General features: G+C 38.6%; 24 protein-coding genes. 1 reads left to right on the forward strand and 23 read right to left on the reverse strand.

Annotated elements, in window-relative coordinates; translation table 11 throughout:
* Positions 1 to 2 precede the first annotated feature (2 nt).
* From dxs to FN924_RS10485, 22 genes are all read right to left on the reverse strand, one after another.
* Positions 3 to 1895, reverse strand: a complete 1893-nt coding sequence (gene dxs / locus FN924_RS10380; RefSeq protein ID WP_143894248.1) for a 1-deoxy-D-xylulose-5-phosphate synthase — start codon at positions 1893 to 1895, stop codon at positions 3 to 5.
* A gap of 23 nt (positions 1896 to 1918) precedes the next feature.
* Entirely contained in the window at positions 1919 to 2518 is a 600-nt protein-coding gene (locus FN924_RS10385) for a CNNM metal transporter family protein (RefSeq protein ID WP_143894249.1), read from the reverse strand.
* Positions 2519 to 3236: 718 nt separating this feature from the next.
* On the reverse strand, positions 3237 to 4118 hold the full coding sequence (locus FN924_RS10390) for a polyprenyl synthetase family protein (RefSeq protein ID WP_228409422.1): 882 nt from the start codon (positions 4116 to 4118) through the stop codon (positions 3237 to 3239).
* Positions 4118 to 4351: an exodeoxyribonuclease VII small subunit gene (locus tag FN924_RS10395; RefSeq protein ID WP_143894251.1), complete on the reverse strand. Its 234-nt coding sequence runs from the start codon at positions 4349 to 4351 to the stop codon at positions 4118 to 4120. Before FN924_RS10395 ends, FN924_RS10390 begins: the two co-directional genes overlap by 1 nt.
* A complete protein-coding gene (gene xseA, locus FN924_RS10400) occupies positions 4335 to 5699 on the reverse strand; it encodes an exodeoxyribonuclease VII large subunit (RefSeq protein ID WP_143894253.1) in 1365 nt (454 codons plus the stop codon). Before xseA ends, FN924_RS10395 begins: the two co-directional genes overlap by 17 nt.
* Before the next feature lie 45 nt (positions 5700 to 5744).
* Positions 5745 to 6593 (reverse strand): bifunctional methylenetetrahydrofolate dehydrogenase/methenyltetrahydrofolate cyclohydrolase FolD, encoded by an 849-nt coding sequence (gene folD / locus FN924_RS10405; protein WP_143894256.1) that lies wholly within the window; start codon positions 6591 to 6593, stop codon positions 5745 to 5747.
* A gap of 12 nt (positions 6594 to 6605) precedes the next feature.
* Positions 6606 to 6989 carry a transcription antitermination factor NusB gene (gene nusB / locus FN924_RS10410; protein WP_143894258.1) on the reverse strand — a complete coding sequence of 128 codons (384 nt, stop codon included), beginning with the start codon at positions 6987 to 6989 and terminating at the stop codon, positions 6606 to 6608.
* Between the two features lie 207 nt (positions 6990 to 7196).
* A complete protein-coding gene (locus FN924_RS10415) occupies positions 7197 to 7583 on the reverse strand; it encodes an Asp23/Gls24 family envelope stress response protein (protein WP_143894261.1) in 387 nt (128 codons plus the stop codon).
* A gap of 20 nt (positions 7584 to 7603) precedes the next feature.
* Positions 7604 to 8959: an acetyl-CoA carboxylase biotin carboxylase subunit gene (gene accC / locus FN924_RS10420; protein WP_143894263.1), complete on the reverse strand. Its 1356-nt coding sequence runs from the start codon at positions 8957 to 8959 to the stop codon at positions 7604 to 7606.
* 15 nt (positions 8960 to 8974) lie between these two features.
* Positions 8975 to 9466: an acetyl-CoA carboxylase biotin carboxyl carrier protein gene (gene accB / locus FN924_RS10425; RefSeq protein ID WP_143894265.1), complete on the reverse strand. Its 492-nt coding sequence runs from the start codon at positions 9464 to 9466 to the stop codon at positions 8975 to 8977.
* Positions 9467 to 9640: 174 nt separating this feature from the next.
* Positions 9641 to 10198 (reverse strand): SpoIIIAH-like family protein, encoded by a 558-nt coding sequence (locus FN924_RS10430; protein ID WP_143894267.1) that lies wholly within the window; start codon positions 10196 to 10198, stop codon positions 9641 to 9643.
* Positions 10199 to 10211: 13 nt separating this feature from the next.
* Positions 10212 to 10853 (reverse strand): stage III sporulation protein AG, encoded by a 642-nt coding sequence (gene spoIIIAG / locus FN924_RS10435; protein WP_143894269.1) that lies wholly within the window; start codon positions 10851 to 10853, stop codon positions 10212 to 10214.
* Entirely contained in the window at positions 10850 to 11479 is a 630-nt protein-coding gene (gene spoIIIAF, locus FN924_RS10440) for a stage III sporulation protein AF (protein ID WP_143894271.1), read from the reverse strand. Before spoIIIAF ends, spoIIIAG begins: the two co-directional genes overlap by 4 nt.
* 11 nt (positions 11480 to 11490) lie before the next feature.
* Positions 11491 to 12669: a stage III sporulation protein AE gene (gene spoIIIAE / locus FN924_RS10445; RefSeq protein WP_143894273.1), complete on the reverse strand. Its 1179-nt coding sequence runs from the start codon at positions 12667 to 12669 to the stop codon at positions 11491 to 11493.
* A 26-nt stretch (positions 12670 to 12695) separates the two neighbouring features.
* Positions 12696 to 13085, reverse strand: a complete 390-nt coding sequence (gene spoIIIAD / locus FN924_RS10450) for a stage III sporulation protein AD (protein ID WP_143894275.1) — start codon at positions 13083 to 13085, stop codon at positions 12696 to 12698.
* Between the two features lie 4 nt (positions 13086 to 13089).
* Positions 13090 to 13296: a stage III sporulation protein AC gene (gene spoIIIAC, locus FN924_RS10455; protein WP_143894277.1), complete on the reverse strand. Its 207-nt coding sequence runs from the start codon at positions 13294 to 13296 to the stop codon at positions 13090 to 13092.
* A 21-nt stretch (positions 13297 to 13317) separates the two neighbouring features.
* Positions 13318 to 13830, reverse strand: coding sequence for a stage III sporulation protein SpoIIIAB (gene spoIIIAB / locus FN924_RS10460; protein ID WP_143894280.1), 513 nt, complete (start codon positions 13828 to 13830; stop codon positions 13318 to 13320).
* Entirely contained in the window at positions 13775 to 14761 is a 987-nt protein-coding gene (gene spoIIIAA, locus FN924_RS10465) for a stage III sporulation protein AA (protein WP_143894282.1), read from the reverse strand. The genes spoIIIAB and spoIIIAA overlap by 56 nt, the downstream gene beginning before the upstream one ends.
* 220 nt (positions 14762 to 14981) lie before the next feature.
* Positions 14982 to 15539, reverse strand: coding sequence for an elongation factor P (gene efp / locus FN924_RS10470; protein ID WP_143894284.1), 558 nt, complete (start codon positions 15537 to 15539; stop codon positions 14982 to 14984).
* Positions 15540 to 15563: 24 nt separating this feature from the next.
* Positions 15564 to 16625, reverse strand: a complete 1062-nt coding sequence (locus FN924_RS10475) for a M24 family metallopeptidase (protein WP_143894286.1) — start codon at positions 16623 to 16625, stop codon at positions 15564 to 15566.
* Positions 16626 to 16640: 15 nt separating this feature from the next.
* Positions 16641 to 17072, reverse strand: coding sequence for a type II 3-dehydroquinate dehydratase (gene aroQ, locus FN924_RS10480; RefSeq protein WP_143897185.1), 432 nt, complete (start codon positions 17070 to 17072; stop codon positions 16641 to 16643).
* 82 nt (positions 17073 to 17154) lie between these two features.
* A complete protein-coding gene (locus FN924_RS10485; protein WP_143894287.1) occupies positions 17155 to 17646 on the reverse strand; it encodes a YqhR family membrane protein in 492 nt (163 codons plus the stop codon).
* A gap of 400 nt (positions 17647 to 18046) precedes the next feature.
* On the opposite strand from FN924_RS10485, the gene FN924_RS10490 reads away from it, so the two are divergent.
* Positions 18047 to 18424, forward strand: coding sequence for an SA1362 family protein (locus tag FN924_RS10490; protein ID WP_143894288.1), 378 nt, complete (start codon positions 18047 to 18049; stop codon positions 18422 to 18424).
* 24 nt (positions 18425 to 18448) lie between these two features.
* Here FN924_RS10490 and mntR read toward each other — a convergent pair whose 3' ends face one another.
* Entirely contained in the window at positions 18449 to 18871 is a 423-nt protein-coding gene (gene mntR, locus FN924_RS10495; protein ID WP_143894290.1) for a transcriptional regulator MntR, read from the reverse strand.
* Between the last annotated feature and the right edge of the window lie 26 nt (positions 18872 to 18897).

Below are 18897 nucleotides of genomic sequence, written 5' to 3' on the forward strand. Positions count from 1 at the left end.
AATCAGGCCCTTTGCTTTTTACTTGGAAGCATGTTCATCACTTCATCATGTATTGCTTCTTTAGTGATGTTCACTTCTTTTAATAATTCTTTCACGGAACCATGTTCAATATATTTATCTGGAATACCGATTCGTTTTATACGCTGACCTTTGTAGTCATGCTCTTCGGCAAACTCTAGAATAGCACTTCCAAAGCCACCTTTTAAAATTGCTTCTTCTACAGTGAGGATTGGCAATCCTTCGGTCATCAAATGATGAAGCATTAGTTCGTCTAATGGTTTAATAAATCTTGCATTGACAACTTTTACGGAGATTCCCTTGTCCTCTAGCTCCTGACTAGCTTCCAAAGCCATTGGGATTGTCGTTCCAAAAGTTAAGACGACTAAATCTTTTCCTTCTTTTAGCACTTCCCATGTCCCGATCGGAATTTCCTTTAATTCGGTATCCATCGCCACACCTAACCCATTTCCTCTTGGATATCGTACCGCAATGGGTCCATCGTTATATTGTAGAGAAGTGTACACCATATGTTGTCCTTCATTTTCGTCCTTCGGCATCATTAAAACGAGATTTGGTAGATGTCGTAAAAAGGAAATATCAAACACACCGTGATGTGTTTCGCCATCAGCTCCAACTAACCCCGATCGGTCAATTCCAAATGCAACGTTTAGATTTTGGCGACATACATCATGAACGAGCTGATCATAGGCACGTTGTAAAAAAGTAGAATAGATAGCTAAAAACGGTTTCATACCTTGAGTGGCTAAACCAGCTGCAAGTGTTGTAGCGTGTTGCTCTGCAATTCCAACATCAAATAATCGATCAGGAAAAGCTTTTTGAAAATTTTCCAGCTTCGAGCCTAAAATCATGGCTGGAGTGATAACGGAAACACGCTTGTCTTCTTTCGCAACTTGAACAAGCGTATCACTAACCACCTGACTCCATGCTGGTGGCGCATCCGCTTTTTTAATCTTCTCACCAGATTCAATTTTGTACGGTCCAACACCATGCCACTTATCTTTTTGGTCGGTTTCCGCATGCACATAGCCTTTCCCTTTTTGGGTCATAACGTGCACGAGTACAGGACCTTCTGTCTTCTTTGCATATTGTAAATTTTCTTGCAAATCATCAAAATCATGACCGTTTACTGGGCCATAATACGTAAATCCAAACTCTTCAAAAAGCATACCTGGAACCATAAAGTACTTCATGCTGTCCTTCACTCGTTCTACAGTGTTTGCAAGCTTGCCTCCAACCGCAGGAATCTTTTTCAGAAGTAATTCCAGTTCATCTTTCATTTTTCGATACTTTCCTGCACTTCGCATACGTCCGAGTGCGTTGTGCAATGCTCCTACGTTAGCGGCAATCGACATTTCATTATCGTTCAGAATAACAATGATGTTTTTCTTTTCGTGACCAATGTGATTTAAAGCTTCTAATGCCATTCCACCAGTTAGTGCTCCATCTCCAATAATCGGCACTACAAAATGGTCCTCTCCTTTTAGGTCCCTAGCTAAAACCATACCCATAGCGGCAGATAAAGATGTAGAACTATGTCCGGTTTCCCAGATATCATGCTCACTTTCTGCTCTCTTTGGAAATCCACTCATTCCTTTATACTGACGTAACGTATCAAAGTCACTCGTTCTTCCGGTTAGTATTTTGTGAATATAGGATTGATGCCCAACATCAAAAACAAATTTATCCTTTGGACTATTAAAGTGTTTATGTAGGGCAATCGTTAATTCAACTACTCCTAAGTTTGCTCCAAGATGTCCGCCTGTTACAGAAAGTTTATGAATTAAAAATTCTCTGATTTTTGCTGCTAGTTCTTTCAATTCATCATCGGAAAGATTCTTTAAAAATGCTGGGTCTTTAATATTTGTAAGATCCATGGGTGGGATTCCTCCCCTTTTTGTTAGGATTTTCTTGCTTCCTTCTTCTTCTCAGATGGCAATATCTTTATTTTAAATTTTTCTTCTATAAAAGCAACTATTTTACCAGCAAAAAAGATGATTTGGGTGGAAGAATGGATCGCAAAGTATTTCCCCATCGCCTTTCCACCAACTGTAAGCGCTGCTACTAAACTGGTTAACAAAACAGAAATAACTAAATGAACGGAGGAACCCTCTGATTGTCCAAATCCGTTTGCTAACTGCAGCACAACAATTGCGGAAGCAGTACCACTGACAATCCCAGAGATGTCCCCAATGACATCATTACAGAAGCTAGCGACCCGTTCCGCATTTCGAACAATGGTAATAGCTTGCTTGGCACCAAAAACTTTTTCTGCAGCCATCGCATGAAAAGGAGGCTCATCAGCAGCTGCAGACGCTGTTCCAAGCATATCAAACAGAACGCCTACCAATACGATGAGAAACACGATTAACAGTCCAAGTATCCACATTAGGTCACTAAGCATGGAGGATGATATAACTGAAAAAATAGCCGCTAGCACAAACGTGATAACGGCGATACTAATACTGAATTTAAACGATCGTTTAATCTGACTTTTCATAAACCCCTCTATTTACATTAATATTGTACCGTATGTAGAAAGGGAATGGTCATCGTACAGGTGAAAATTACGGCTTAGGTCCAGTAGGTTTTCCCAGTCAAGCACCGAATGTCACCATTCTGGCGGTTCCCCTTTAAGCCTGACTCAACTCCGTCTCCGAAAGTTGGACTGGATTACCACTTAGTCCGTACTATAATCCCTATACGATGTCCTTTCCAGAACAGTCTAGGAGATTTCCTCAACAGCCTTTAACCGCTTCTTAGCCTCTTTTGCAGAACAGATTTCATATGGTAAAGAGAAATGTCCGAATTAGTGGCCATCTAATTAGACATTTTATGCCATAATCCCCTCTGTTCCACTCAAGGCAGGCTACGCTGCAGATAGAGATACGCTTTTCTAGAAAAGCTCTCCCTATCACACAGGTTCATACCCCATTCCATGGATCATCTAGGATTAGATTTTTCCACAGAGATGGGCCTCCGCGGAAGCAGGGTCCTCGCCCACATGCCTTTGTGGATCGCCCTGCAACCTTAACTCCCAGCACTAACCCAAGGCTGGGCGCCTCAAGCCAGCACAAGGAACTTCATCGATGTGCCCTTTGGCGGATTTTTAGGCCCGCCTTCAGAAACGGAGGACTGACTAGAATACTGCACCATTCCTTTTGTACTACATAATATATCATACTTCCATTAAATCCTCAATGGATATTCCCCTTTACCTAATAGTCTCTATTCCCCAAATAATCGGTTAATTCACGCAATAGAGACCCTTCCACACCAGCCGTTTCTAAAGCTTCCACAGCAAGTTGATGGTAGGCATCCTTTTGTTTCATAGCACCATCTAATCCTAATAGCTTCGGATACGTGCTCTTATAATTCGTTTCATCGCTTCCGACAGGTTTTCCTATTTTGTTTTCATCTCCTGTTACATCTAAGATATCATCTTGTACTTGAAAGATTAAACCTAAATAATAACCGAACTTCTCCATCTGATGAATTTGTTCTGGATTAGCCCCGCCTAAATAAGCCCCAATTTTTACGGCAAATTGTAAAAGCTTACCGGTTTTTAAACTGTGGATTAGCTCGAGTTCTTTAAGAGAAGATTCTTTATTTTCTGCTTCCATGTCCAAAAGCTGTCCTGCAACCATTCCATTTGGACCACTTGCATTCGCTAATTCCAACAGAATGTACACTTTTTGCTTATCTGTTAATTGTTGATCCTTTGTGATTAATTCAAAGCTATAGGTAAGTAAACCATCTCCTGCAAGAATTGCAGTAGCTTCTCCAAACACCTTATGATTCGTTGCCTTTCCTCTTCGAAAATCATCATTATCCATAGCTGGTAAGTCGTCATGGATTAAAGAATACGTATGAATCATTTCTAAAGCTGCTGCAACTTGAAGCGCCTTTTCTTCTTGTCCTCCAAAGGCCTCACAACTCGCCAGCAATAAAATCGGTCGGATTCGCTTACCACCTACAGTTACGGAATATTCCATTGCTTGTCTTAAGGAATTAGAATGGGTTAAGGTTTTCAACTGTTGAGTAATGTGATCGTTAAAGAGTATTTGTTTTTGTGATAAATAATTCTTTAACTCACTCACTACTCTTCCTCCTGTGCTGTGAATGGTACAAATTCACCATGCTCATTCATGATTTGTTCCATTTGTTTTTCTACTTTCGTAAGTTTTTCATTACATAGCTTAGACAGTTTCATTCCATCTTGGTAATATTCAATTGCTTTTTCTAATGGAACGTCCCCTTCTTCAAGCTTTTCTACTATCTCTTCTAATTGGACCATTGCTTCTTCAAAGGATAGTTCATTCTTTTCTTCCATCGTGTTCTAGTTCCTCCTCTAACCCCCAGACTTGACAATCCAATACACCATCCTGTAGCTTCACATGAATATGCTCACCTGGGTTTACTTGTTTGGTGGTGCTAATTACACGTCCATCTTCCTTGTATGAAATCGAATAACCCCTCTTCATTGTATGTAAAGGGTTTAATATAGAAAGCTTATCAAGTAACGTAGAAAAATTGTTCTGTTTTTCTGCTTGAATCCTTTGGAAAACTCGACTTGTCCGACTCATTGTTTCCCTCAATTGCTTCCGATTTTCTGCAATTCGTTTTTGTGGACTTGTTTGTATGAGTCGTTTTTGCAGATGCTCATAATTATAGCTTTTTTTCTCGTTCATATCTCCTAGTGCCTTCTTCAAAGCATCTACCGTTCGATCTAATTCTTGTTCTTTTTGTTTAAGCAATTGTTCAGGGTAACGAAACGCATACGATTTGTTAGCTCGAGATAGTTTTTCTTTTGCTTGAACCATTCGGTTCTGAAGTAATCTCCCTAACGCCTTTCTATAGGAACCAAGTTTTTCTTTTAACTCTTCTTGAGATGGAACTGCGATTTCCGCAGCTCCTGTAGGTGTAGGTGCACGCATGTCCGCTACAAAATCACTAATAGTAAAATCTGTTTCATGTCCGACAGCAGAAATAATTGGAATCTCAGAGGCAGCAATTGCTCTTGCAACACGCTCTTCGTTAAAGCTCCATAGTTCCTCAATCGAGCCCCCACCACGTCCAACAATCAGAACATCAAAGCCACCAAGTTGATTTGCTTTATAGATAGCCTTTTCTATTGAGGTAGCAGCAGAATCACCTTGAACCATAACTGGGAGAATAGAAAGTTTAACTATCGGATACCTTCGTCGAACTGTAGTAATGATATCTCGGATTGCTGCTCCTGTTGGAGAGGTAATCACCCCGATTTGTTTAGGGAAATTAGGGATAGGTTTCTTTTTAGCTGGGTCAAATAAGCCTTCAGAAGTGAGCTTTTCCTTTAGTTGCTCGTAAGCTAGATAAAGAGCTCCGATGCCGTCTGGTTCCATACTATGTATATAAAGTTGATACTGACCTTGAGGCTCGTAAATGGAAACCTCCCCAATAATGAGTACATTCATTCCATTCTCTGGTTTAAATTTCAAAAAACGATTTTGACTTGCAAACATAACCGCCTGTATTCGTGATTTATCATCCTTTAACGTAAGGTACATATGTCCTCTACTGTGACGGGTAAAATTTGAGATTTCTGCTTTTAAATATACTTTCTTCAAATGCTTATCCATCTCAAACTTTCGTTTAATATATTTCGTTAATGCACTTACCGTTAGATAGCGATCACTCAATTTTCCTCCCCCTTCCCAACCGACGTTTTTGCATTTCGGACAAGGTTAAGAAAGTAGCTTAGCCGCTTTAATTGTGTTATGTAGTAACATAGTAATAGTCATCGGTCCGACCCCTTTAGGAACGGGTGTTAAGAAAGAAGCCTTTTCTTTAACGGAATCAAAATCTACATCTCCAGTCAGTTTACCGTTCTCCATACGGTTAACCCCGACATCAATGACTACTGCACCCTCTTTTACATGATCAGCCGTAACAAAATGCTCTTTACCGACTGCAACAATTAAGATATCTGCTTGTAATGTATGGTCTTTCATATTATTGGTGCGGGAATGACAATAAGTAACGGTAGCATTTTCATTCAACAATAATTGACCTACTGGTTTCCCTACAATATTACTCCTTCCAATTACAACCGCATGTTTCCCGGAAATCTCAATATTTCTAGATTTTAGCATCGTAATAATCCCAAATGGTGTACATGGTAAAAACGTATCTTTACCCGCCATCATTCTTCCAATATTAATAGGGTGGAAACCATCCACATCTTTCGATGGATCAATTGCTTCAATAATAACTTGTTCATTGATTTGATCTGGAAGTGGTAATTGAACAAGAATTCCATGTACCTTAGGATCCTTATTTAAACGTCCAATAAGCTGTAATAATTCATCTTGGGTGGTTGTGGAAGGAAGCTCTATTAAATCAGAGTCTACTCCGACTTGCGCCGCAGCTTTTTGTTTTCCACGTACGTAAGATTGTGAAGCTGGATTTTCCCCAATAAGAACTACAGTAAGGCTTGGAAAGATACGTTTATTATGAAGCTCGTCCACTTCTTTTTTCATTTTTTCTTTTAATTCTGCAGATAGTTCACTTCCATAGATAATTTCAGCTGACATATTTCTCATCCCCTATTGAATAATTTTTGAGAGTACGCCGTTGATAAATTTGCCAGATTTATCATCCCCATATTCATTTGCTATTTCCACCGCTTCGTTAATAATAACTCCTTGAGGCGTTTCATCTTCGCCATGAAATAGCTCAAAGGTGGCAATACGAAGTAATGTCCGTTCGACAGAAGCTAACCTTTGAATGGTCCAATTTTCTAGATTGTCGGAGATTTTTTGGTCAATCTCTTCCTTATGCTCCACGACTCCGAACACTATGTTTGTCAAAAATTCATCTGGTTTTGCTTCATCTAAGACATGATCCAACGCTTCTTTCGGATCTACATCGTTGATATCCATCTGAAAAAGTACTTGAAATGCTTTTTCTCTGGCTGCTCGTCGTTTCATGTTCATTCTCCTTTAGTTAGTATCTGTTTCAAATCATAACACGTTCTATTTCTATAATCTATTAATTACCTATTCCTAATACTTCTTTTCCTCCTCATACATGTAACTTTTTTGCAACGAAATAGCCCAAATCGAAAGAGTGCGTAGAAAAAAACGATGGAATGTACACAAAAAACCGGATAAGACATTGCCTCATCCGGTTTTCTATTATTCAGCTGATCCTTCTTTTTCTGTTTGAATACCGACTACATGCACGTTGATTTCTTTAATTTTGAGTCCTGTCATATTTTTCAATGCTTGTCGTACATTGGACTGAACTTTTTGCGCCACCTCGTGTATGACCGAACCAAACTCTAAAACAGCGTAGACATCGATAAGAACGCCGTCTTCTGATAATTCAACTTTTATTCCTTTACCGTGTGATTTCTTACCGAAGCGTTCTGCGACACCTGTCACAAATGTTCCTCTAGTAGCTGCCACACCAGAAACTTCTGTCGTTGCAATCCCTGCAATGACTTCGATAACTTCAGGAGCAATTTCTACATTTCCTAGACTGGAATCTTCACTTACATTAATTAATGTACCGTCGCTCATCCCGTTTCACTCCCTAACATTTATTCACTATCCATTATAGTATATTTCTCTAAGAATTTTGTATTAAAATCTCCATCAATAAATACCGGATGAGATAATACTTTTCTATGGAATGGAATCGTTGTCGAAATTCCTTCAATTACAAACTCGTCTAATGCACGTTTCATTCGTTTTACAGCTTCTTCCCTAGTTGGGGCATGGGTAATAAGCTTCGCAATCATTGAATCATAATACGGTGGAATCGAATATCCCGGATAAGCAGCAGAATCAATACGGACCCCAAAACCACCCGGAGGAAGGTACATATCAATTTTTCCTGCAGATGGCATAAAGTTCTTGAATGGATTCTCAGCATTGATACGACATTCGATTGCCCAGCCATTAAAGGTAATATCGTCTTGTGTAAAGGAAAGCACTTCATTGTTCGCCACTTTAATTTGTTCTTTGATTAAATCAATTCCTGTTACCATCTCTGTAACGGGGTGTTCTACTTGGATTCTAGTGTTCATTTCCATAAAGTAGAACGATTGCTGCTTCTTATCAAAGATAAATTCAATCGTGCCAGCTCCAGAATACTCCACTGCTTTCGCTGCTTTCACCGCAGCGTCTCCCATTTTAGCTCGTATTTCTGGATTAATAGCTGGTGATGGCGTTTCTTCAATCAATTTTTGAAGTCTTCTTTGAATAGTACAATCACGTTCTCCTAAATGAACCACATTGCCATGATTATCTGCCAAAACTTGAATTTCAATATGTCTAAAATCTTCAATGAATTTTTCTAAGTACACTCCTGGATTACCAAACGCAGTTTCCGCTTCCTTCTGTGTCACACGAATTCCTTTTTCAAGTTCCTCTTCCGAACGTGCTACACGAATTCCTTTTCCACCACCGCCAGCAGTTGCTTTAATAATGACAGGATACCCAATCTCTTGGGCCACACGTTTCCCTTCTTCCACATCTGCGATAATCCCATTCGAACCAGGTACGATTGGAACGCCTGCCTCACGCATCGTATCTCGGGCAACATCCTTTGTCCCCATCTTTTGAATAGCATACGCACTAGGACCGATAAATGTAATATTACATTCCTTGCATATTTCTGCGAAATCAGCGTTTTCCGACAAAAAACCGTAGCCCGGATGAATCGCATCCACTTCTGTTAACGTGGCCACACTCATAATATTTGTGTAATTTAAATAACTATCCTTACTTAATTTAGGACCGATACAATACGCTTCGTCAGCTATCTGAACATGGAGAGAATCTTGATCCGCTTCCGAATAAACAGCCACCGTTTCCAAGCCTAGCTCCTTACAAGCACGGATAACACGAACCGCTATTTCCCCACGATTGGCTATTAATACTTTCTTAATCAAGTTGTCATCCCCTTACTACGCTTTTACTCTGAATAATGGCTGACCGTACTCCACAAGCTCACCATTACCAACTAATACTTCCACAATTTCACCTTCAACGTCTGCTTCAATTTCATTAAAAAGCTTCATCGCTTCTACAATACAAACCACTGTATCGGAAGTTACTTTATCTCCCTTTTTAACAAACACATCACTCTCTGGATTTGGAGAACTATAGAACGTTCCTACCATCGGTGACACAATTTCATAATCGTACGCAACTTGTTCTTGTTCACTTGCTTCATTTTTTGCCGGCTGTTGTGTGGCTGTTTGTTCCACTGCTTGTGTTGGTGAAGCAGGTTGTGGTGTGGCTACATTATGTACTACTGGTTCTGAAACCACCGTTTGTGTTGCCGGACTATTCTTTTTAAGAGACACCTTCGCCTCATTTGTTTCGAACGTAAACTCATCGATCGATGAATGATCAATTAATTGAATAAGCTCCTGAATTTCTTTTACGGTTAGCATTTTATTCCTGCACCCCTTCGCTAATTTAATAACAGGTACTAATAACTCCTGACAACATTTTACGAGAAGGATTAAAAAACTGCAACTGTTCACCCATTGAATCAATGGATACTAGGATTTAAAACTGAAAAATGTCTCAAAAGGAAAATCCTTCTGAGACATTAATAAATGTGCTTAGGATACAGAGTGATATTTAACTTCTACTGGTACACGCCCAAATTCGTCTTCCACCATTTTAATGATGTTGTTTGCTTCTGTTTTACTCATCTCTTCCGCTCTTACCTGAACAAAAACTTCTCCATCTTCTGAGCGAACTAGCACATCCTCGTATCCATTTTCAGCCATTATAGATTCCTCTAGAATTTTTTCTTTTGCTTCCATAGCTTCGAGCTGGTCCATTTCTTCCATCGCTTTATTCTTTTCTTCTGTAGTAGAAGAGCTTGACGCTACTACTTCTTCTAATTGAGCTCTTTTTTCGCTTCTTTGTTCTGTTATTTCCATTCGGATCGATGTAAATAATTCAGAATCTGTCATTTCTGTACCTGTAGTATCTCCTGTTCCTTTCTCCCCAGAAGCTTCGTCTGAACTTGGATCAGCAATAGCTGTTTCTCCATTATCGTTATCCGTAAGGAGTGTCAATTGATCCCCAGATGGCGAACTCATGTAATAAACACTCAATACAATCATAAGACTTAACATTGTTAATAACCAAATCGTTTGTTTTTTTAGCACGTTAAATTCCTCCTCATTTGTTTTTCGGCATCACTGAAATGATATGAGGTGGGGCATCGAGTACTCGTGAAACTGCTTCGACCACCCACTGTTTCAGCTCAATATTCTCAACACCTTTAGCAACAATCAAGACCCCTCTAACATCTGGTTTTCTTGTCTGTACTAAAAGTGGTACTTCTTTATCTCCTTGGCGCACGATTACAGTCTGTTCTTCTCTCGTTTGATCTTCAATCGAACGCTCCCCACCGTTTTGGTCAAGCTCTTCCGTCTTCTGTGTACCAATGACTAAGTTTGTTTCATAAACTTTCTTTTTAGTGGAATCTAAGTTGACCATTACCTCCGCATCAGAGATTCCTTGAATTTTGTTTAGCAACGCTTCCAAATCCTTTTCATATCCAGCCTCAAGTTCAGTACCTATACTACTCTTAGAGGAATCATCCTTTTGGAGTAACGTTTCGCTTTCCGTTTGGCTAGGTTCCTTGGATGATAACTCTGGAAGTTCTTCGCCACTTCTTGCTTCACTTTGAAACAAATTACTTACAATTATTAGTAGTAGGCCGAAAAGGGCAATAACCAATACATAGCCAAGCTTGTTGGGTTTTCCGCCATCTTCATTTTTTAATGTAGAAAGAAGTCTATCGAGTAATTTCTTCATTCTAGCCCTCCCTCCCATGAAAGAATTAGCTTACTTTCTTGAAGCTCCCATTTCTCTGTTAAGAAATGCTTGATGTCATCGGATGGCAGTTCCGCCCGGTCCTCCGGAAGTTCCGCCTCTTCTCCCACATCGATCACAACTTCCTCTATGGATTTTTGCTGTCCTGGTGAAGCAGCCTCTTGTAAAAGAGTTACCTCTACTTGATTTAATGTTTTCTGATTTAATTCAGTTGCTTCTGGATCCATTACGAGATTCACTTCAGAAATCGCTACACCATAGTCTTGTTTCAACTCCTCTTGTACACTATTTTTCATTTGGACAGCCATCTTATCTAAAATATATGCACGTTGAGAGGCTTGTATTTCTTTTTTCTTCAATTCTATTGAATTTTTCATACTTTCTTCTTCATTTGTAGTATCCATAATCGGCATCACCTCGCGTAGCATCTGGTCTGTATCAACTTTCAATAGGGAAAATACAGGCTTTAGAAAGATTAAAATTAAGAGGAGACCTACTACAACTCTTATATACTTTCGCATTGATGAATTAGGCAGTAGTAGATCAATGACCATAGCAATTAATAGAAAAAGAATGATTTGGGTTACCCAATCTACGATATACTGCAAAGTTAAATCACCTACCTAAGCATCAAAGTTAGGTTACTAGAGGCTACCATAATGACAATAGCTAAAAAGAACATAAAGGTAACTACTAATAAGCCGGCAAAAATGTAAAGAATATGTTTACTAATGATATCCAAGCACGTAATAATTGGACCATTACCAATCGGTTGTAATAAGGCAGAGGATAACTTATAAATGAATGCCACAGAAAAGACTTTAATAGCTGGAAAAAGCGCTAGTCCTCCAATAATTATGACACCAACGATGCCTACTGCATTTTTTAAGAGCAATGATGCCGTTAATGCGGTATCGGCTGCATCTGTAAACATTCGTCCAACTACCGGAATAAAGTTACCTGTTACGAACTTTGCCGTTTTCATGGCGACGCCATCTTGAACCGCACTAGCTGCACCTTGAACAGAAATCACTCCAAGAAAGATCGTTAAAAATAATCCCAGCAATCCTAGACCGACATTTTTAAACAGATTAGCTAGTTGTGTCACCTTGTATTGTTCATTTATAGTACTCACAATGTTTAGTAAGGCTGATAAAAAGAACAAAGGAATGACCACATTGGACACAAGAACCACACTTATATGAATCAAAAACACAATAACCGGGTGGAAAAAGGAAACAGCAATGACATTTCCAAAAGTAGCCATTAACCCTAACATTAGAGGCAGTAATGCGATCATAAAACTACTCATCGTATCGATAGCATTCTTTGCATAATCAGCAGCAAGGTGAAAGCTGTTAAGTGCGATTGCGATTAAAACAAGATAAACGATGGCATACGCGACTTTACTTACATTTTTGTTATCAAATGAGGATTGTAGCGTTTGTAGCAAGACACTAAATAACGTAAGCATGATTAACGTGCCAAGTAACTTCCCATTCACGATAATTTCATGGAACAAGTACTTTAACATTCCGTATAACCAATCTTTTATCGAAATGTCATCCTTGCTTTGTAAAACCTCCATTAGGCTTTCTTTTTGTAAGCCTGGCAAATATCCACCGTATTCATTTACAACATGATCCCAATATGTCCGGACTTTCTCAAAGGAGATTTGATCAAGTTCTTGGATTGCTGATTCTTCTTGCGATGGGGTAGCCATTACTGATGACGGATGGCTATGAAACACAATGACTGCTACTACGATGATAAATAAACCTTTCCAAAATCCCTTCATGCACGTATTCCTGCTCCCTTCCAAGTCTAGGCAGGTAAAAATCCTAAGATGGTTTCAATCACTGCTGTTAAAATAGGTACTGCTAGAACTAAGATAAATACTTTTCCGGCTAATTCAATTTTGGCGGCAATCGAACTTAAACCAGCATCTCTTGTTAAGTGAGCTCCAAACTCTGCGATGTAAGCAATTCCAATAATCTTAAGTATAGTTTCAATATACATTCCATCTACATTCGCTTTTACCCCAAGCTGTTGAATGAGTTCAAAAATATGAGCAATATGTTCTATAACAACGACAAAGATGAAAATCCCTGTTAATAAAATTAGAAAGAATGCCATAGTAGATTTTTGTTCCTTGAGAATAAGTACAAGTAAACTTGTGACAATAGCTATCGTAACGATTTGAAAGATTTCCATTTGATTACCCCTGGAATAGAAATACAGATTTTATTTGCTGGAACAAATCTGCTATACCATCAATTACAATGACCAAAACAATAATAAATCCAACCAACGTTGCAAACTGAGCAATTTCCTCTTTCCCCATCTGTTTTAAAATCGTGTGAATCATCGCGACGATAATTCCAATGCCTGCTATTTGAAATAAAATTGAAGCATCACCGAGCATTCAACTCTACTCCTTTCCTTCCTAAATCAAGAGTAGTATGACAAGTAATCCAGTAAGAACACCTAAACTTTTTGCCATCTTGCTATAACGATATTGGTAGTCTATTGCTTCCTCTAACTCTCGATCTAAATGAGTTAAAGCCAAATGGATGTGCTTCTGTTGTTGTGAAAAATCATGTTGGCCTAACGTACGACCGAATTGCTCTAAAATTTCTCGTTCATTCTTGCCAAGCGAAGCGAATGGCCAGAACCGATTCATATTCGCTTGCCACACTTCATATAAGTCTCCGGATTGCTTTCGCAAATCTTTACTAAAGCTTGCAAAAAACCAAGAAACAGGCTTTGGTAACTGTTTGGAAACAGTGGCACAAGCTTCAATAATTGGTGTCTGACCGTATAATATTTCAGCTTCCAATATTTGTAGAGCATTCTTTAGCTGCCTAATTTGCTTAGGTCTTTCATTTAATTTTCGAGCAAATTCAAACCCGACCCATGTCGTAGCGCTTAACAGAAGAAGTGCTCCAATCCATTTCATGTTGACTGCACCTCATTTTCTTCCATATATTTTCTCCTTTAGCGTTTAGAATGTATTCCACAGAACCTGGCTTGTGCCTTCCATCTAATAATACAAAACGTTCAAATGCGCCTTGCTCAAACAGTGGTTTTAATGAAGGACGCCTTTGAATATCTCTTAAGTCTTGTCCATGTACACTACAGACAATTTGCACACCTGCAAAGACAGCTTCCATAAGTGCTTGTACATCTTTCTCACTACCGATTTCATCGACTACTAACACATCAGGAGACATAGATCGAATCATCATCATCATGCCTTCCGCTTTAGGACAAGCATCCATTACATCCGTTCGAACTCCTAATTGGTGCTGTGGAACCCCCTTGATGCTACCAGCAATTTCAGAACGCTCATCAATTATCCCGGTTTTCATTGGACGTTTAGCATCCCATCCTGTTGAAATCAATCTTGCGATATCTCTTAGAAGCGTCGTTTTACCTGTTTGAGGAGGACCAATGATTAAACTACTTTGATATCGATTGGTTTTAGGATCATACAAATATGGAATATATGGTTTGGCGACCCCTATTTTTTCTTTAGCAATCCGAATATTAAACGATGCAATATGTCGAATGGCATGAACAGAACCATTGGATGTATTTACTTTTCCAGCGAGGCCAACACGATGACCTCCTTCGATTGTAATAAAACCTTGGCGTAGTTCTTCCTCCATTCGATATAAGGAAAATTCACTTAACTGATTTAATAGGAATGTCGCATCGTGCTCACTCGGTCGAAGACTTGTCAGCCACTCTTCTTTATCATCAAAATTCAATTCAATAGGTTGTCCGACTCGAAATCGAATTTCTTGTAAACTCTTCCATCTATGACCAACTCTATTTGCTAGCTTTTCTCTTATACCATTTGGAAACAGCCGTAAAATTCCATCCATACCTAACCCTCAATTCCATAGCTAGTCTTCTTCAAGGTTTTACTTTCAATATATGCGCTCCGTCTAGTTATATGACTATTCTTAGAGAATCGTAAGAAGGAAAATAGAAGACAGTCTCCTAATCGGAGACTGTCTTCTATTTTCTTACTTCAGTTTAAGTTCATCGTGTATCGGTACTAAAAAAACCTGTTGTCGTTAACGACAACAGGTTTTTTTGAGATTATGCTCTAGATACGTATTTACCATCACTTGTATTAATAACTAAAACATCCCCAACATTTACGAAGAACGGGACCTGTACAGTAAGTCCTGTTTCTAGTGTAGCAGGCTTTGTTCCACCACTAGCTGTATCTCCTTTAATACCCGGCTCCGTTTCTGTTACTTCCAGCTCCACGTTATTCGGAAGATCAACACCTAACGTTTCACCTTGATATGTGATGACGTTTACTTCCATATTTTCTTTCAAAAATTTCAATTCGTATTCTATTTGACTAGTTTGTAGCTCAAGCTGTTCGTAAGAAGCATTATCCATGAATGTATGGACATCCCCAGATGCATACAAATATTGCATTTTTCTATTTTCGATATGTGCTCGTGCCACTTTTTCACCCGCACGGAACGTTTTCTCTTGAATACTCCCATTACGAAGATTTCTTAACTTCGAACGTACAAATGCCGCACCTTTACCCGGCTTTACGTGTTGGAAGTCAATAACTTGCCATATAGAACCATCTACTTCAATTGTTAATCCTGTTTTAAAATCGTTTACTGAAATCATGAATCGATTTCCCCCTATTAAAAATTATAATGTAATGAATTGCTTTGGTGAATGGGTTAATGTTTCATTGCCGTCTTTCGTTACAACCGTGTCATCTTCAATGCGGCAGCCACCGATATCTGCAACATAAATACCCGGCTCGACGGTTACTACCATACCAGGTTCCAGCACTTGCTCAGAACGGAATGATAAACCAGGTCCTTCATGAACATCTAAACCAATTCCATGTCCAGTAGAATGACCAAAATAACTTCCATAGCCTTTATCCTCTATGTAGTCTCTTGTTAATGCATCTGCCTGTTTTGCAGTGATTCCCGCTTTAATCCCTTCCATGCCTTTTATTTGTGCTTGCAATACAATGTCGTAGATTTCTTTCAATTTATCATTAATAGAGCCTACTGCCACTGTACGTGTAATATCCGAACAATATCCCTTATATAGTGCTCCAAAATCAAGCGTAACTAATTCTCCGGATTGAATTTCTTTGTCAGAGGCTACCCCATGTGGAAGAGCAGAACGTTTCCCAGATGCTACAATAATATCAAAACTAGAAGAAGTAGCACCTTGTTTTCTCATGAAGAATTCTAATTCGTTGGAAACATCTATTTCTTTCACACCTGGTTTAATAAAAGTCAGAATGTGATCAAAAGCAGCGTCGGCAATTTCTGCTGCTGACTTTAATATCTTAATCTCATCTTCCGTCTTAATCAAGCGTAATGTTTCCACCAAACCACTAGTTGGAACAAGATCTACGCCTAACTTTTCCCGATACGATTCATAAATTGCATATGTAAGATCTTCTTTTTCAAAACCTACTTGCTTCAATCCGAATTTATTAATTTGGTCGGCAATTTCTAGGACAATGGATTGTTTATGTTCCACAATCTCATAGTCTGATGCTTGCTCTGTTGCTTGTTCTATGTAGCGGAAATCTGTTATTAATATGGCCTTATCCTGGGTTATTAACACGACTCCTGCTGTTCCAGTGAAGCCTGTCATATACCTTCTGTTTTTATCATTTGTAATTAAAATTCCGTCCAAATTTTTCTCACTTAAACGTTTTCTTAATTTGTCTAGTTTCCCCATCAATACTCATCCTTTCTATTTACGTTCCAACAAAGCACGAGCAGCAAGCTCGTATCCTTGTACACCTAATCCGACTATTTGTCCTATACATACTGGCGCAAGAAGAGACGTGTGTCGGAACTCCTCTCTTTTATGTACATTCGAGATATGGACCTCTATAACAGGGATAGATATAGAAGTAATTGCATCACGAAGTGCAATGCTAGTATGTGTATAGGCTCCTGGGTTAAAAACAACTCCAATATAGCTTTCATCCAGACTATGGAGTCGATCAATCAATTCCCCTTCATGATTAGATTGAAAGTCTTGAACCTCTACTCCAAATGGAGTGGAGATCCGTTTCACCTGCTCCACTATATCCTTCAAAGTTTCTTTCCCATAAATGTCTGGCTCTCTTTTCCCTAACCGATTCAAGTTAGGTCCATTTAATATGAGTAAGCGTTCCATCATAATTCTTCTCCATCCCTTTACATGCTACACTTAACTTCCCCCACTAGTTTATCATAACTTCCCGATTTTTCGTACTTTGTTATGAAGATTGTGCTTGTGAATCATTGTATTCATAAGAAATGGAATATCCAATAAACGTCCCGTATAATAAATATAAGCAAATTGTCGTCACGATTGTATTACTAGATAACTCGGTCATTTTGTCTACATTCCAAAAGATTGGGTTTAATAAATAGAATACGACGAACCACAAGGCTCCCCCGAACATAGCACTTTGCCAAATATTCACCATTTTTTTGAAAAGCAAATAATAAACAAAGGCCACAGCAATCGATATCAAGCCAATTGCAAATATCGCAATTAATTCTCCACTCCAACCTTTCGACCACGGTGTATCTAACCATGAATGGAGGATAAAGGTAGCTGGTGAAACTGTTGTAAAATTAAAATAAGATGCAATAGCTCCTAGAGAACTCCACAGAATCCCACCAACAAAGCCAATCAAAAGAGATTTAGTTAACAAGGATTTAGGTTTTTCTCGTTTATTTTGCTCTAATTTTTTGTTTTCCATTTTAACACCTCCACCCTTTATCATGACCAATTCCGTGTCCTTTCATCCCATCATAGAGAATTCATACGATCTGTTACGCAAATTCACTTCCAATCTCCTTTTCTTCGTGAACTGTATTTAGTAAAATGGAAGAAAATAATTAGGTTTATTTCCTATTTTTCACTTGATGATCATGAATAATTTTCCTTGTAAGGGCAATCATATGAAAGGAAAAGGATCACTAAAGCAGAACATGTTTTATTCAACTTACTCGTTGTTACATACTACTATTCGAAGCTGCAATAAAAAGGTTATAGAAACATATAATTTCGAAATAAAGCATGATTTCTTTCTTTATTTAGTGGTATACAAATAAAAAGGACTGTATCCGTTTTGGGTTCGATTGGAAAGGAGGATTTAAATGTCTCGTAATAAATTTACACTCTTTATATATGTCATCATTGGCTTGGCAGTTTTCGGATTTGCATCACAACTTGTCAACAACACCGCTTCTCTTGTAAGAGGTTTACTAACCACGGTGGTAGTTGGTGCTATTCTATATGGAATTGTGTACGTTTTCTTCTTAAGAAATCGTACCTCCAACGAGTTGAAGAAATACAAAAAGGCTGTCAGACAATCAAAAGCAAAATATACGAATGACGGAAAAAATACGTATGCTCAAGCCGCTAAAAAATCCTCAAACCGGCTTATAAGACGAAAAAATGTGAAACCAAAAGCTACCCATCTACGAGTAATTGAAGGGAACAAACAAAAACGAAAAAATCGAGCTTCCTTTTAAGGAGAGCTCGATTTCTTTTTACCGTTACTTATTCTCACTGTTTCGATGATAAATTTCTAATTCTTTTACCCTCTCAGGGTTTTCTTCTAGGTACTGAACGAGATCACCAATACGATCTATAGAATTCCAGCTTAAATGGTGTTCTATTCCTTCCACATCTTCATAGATGTTTTCCTTGTCCACTCCAATTAATTCTAGAAATTGTTCTAGTAATTCGTGACGATAAACAAGTCTTTTTCCTATTTTTGTTCCTTTAGAAGTTAGAATTAATCCTCTATACTTTTCATAATTTAAGTATTCATCTTTATCCAGCTTTTGTACCATTTTTGTAACGGAGGATGGATGAACTTGCAAAGCTTCTGCAATATCCGATACCCTGGCGTATCCTTTGGAGTCAATTAACATGTATATTTGCTCTATATAGTCTTCCATACTTGGAGTTGGCATGACAATCCTCCATTCATCGTGATTTC

This window comes from Radiobacillus deserti, assembly GCF_007301515.1.
GTDB lineage: Bacteria > Bacillota > Bacilli > Bacillales > Amphibacillaceae > Radiobacillus > Radiobacillus deserti.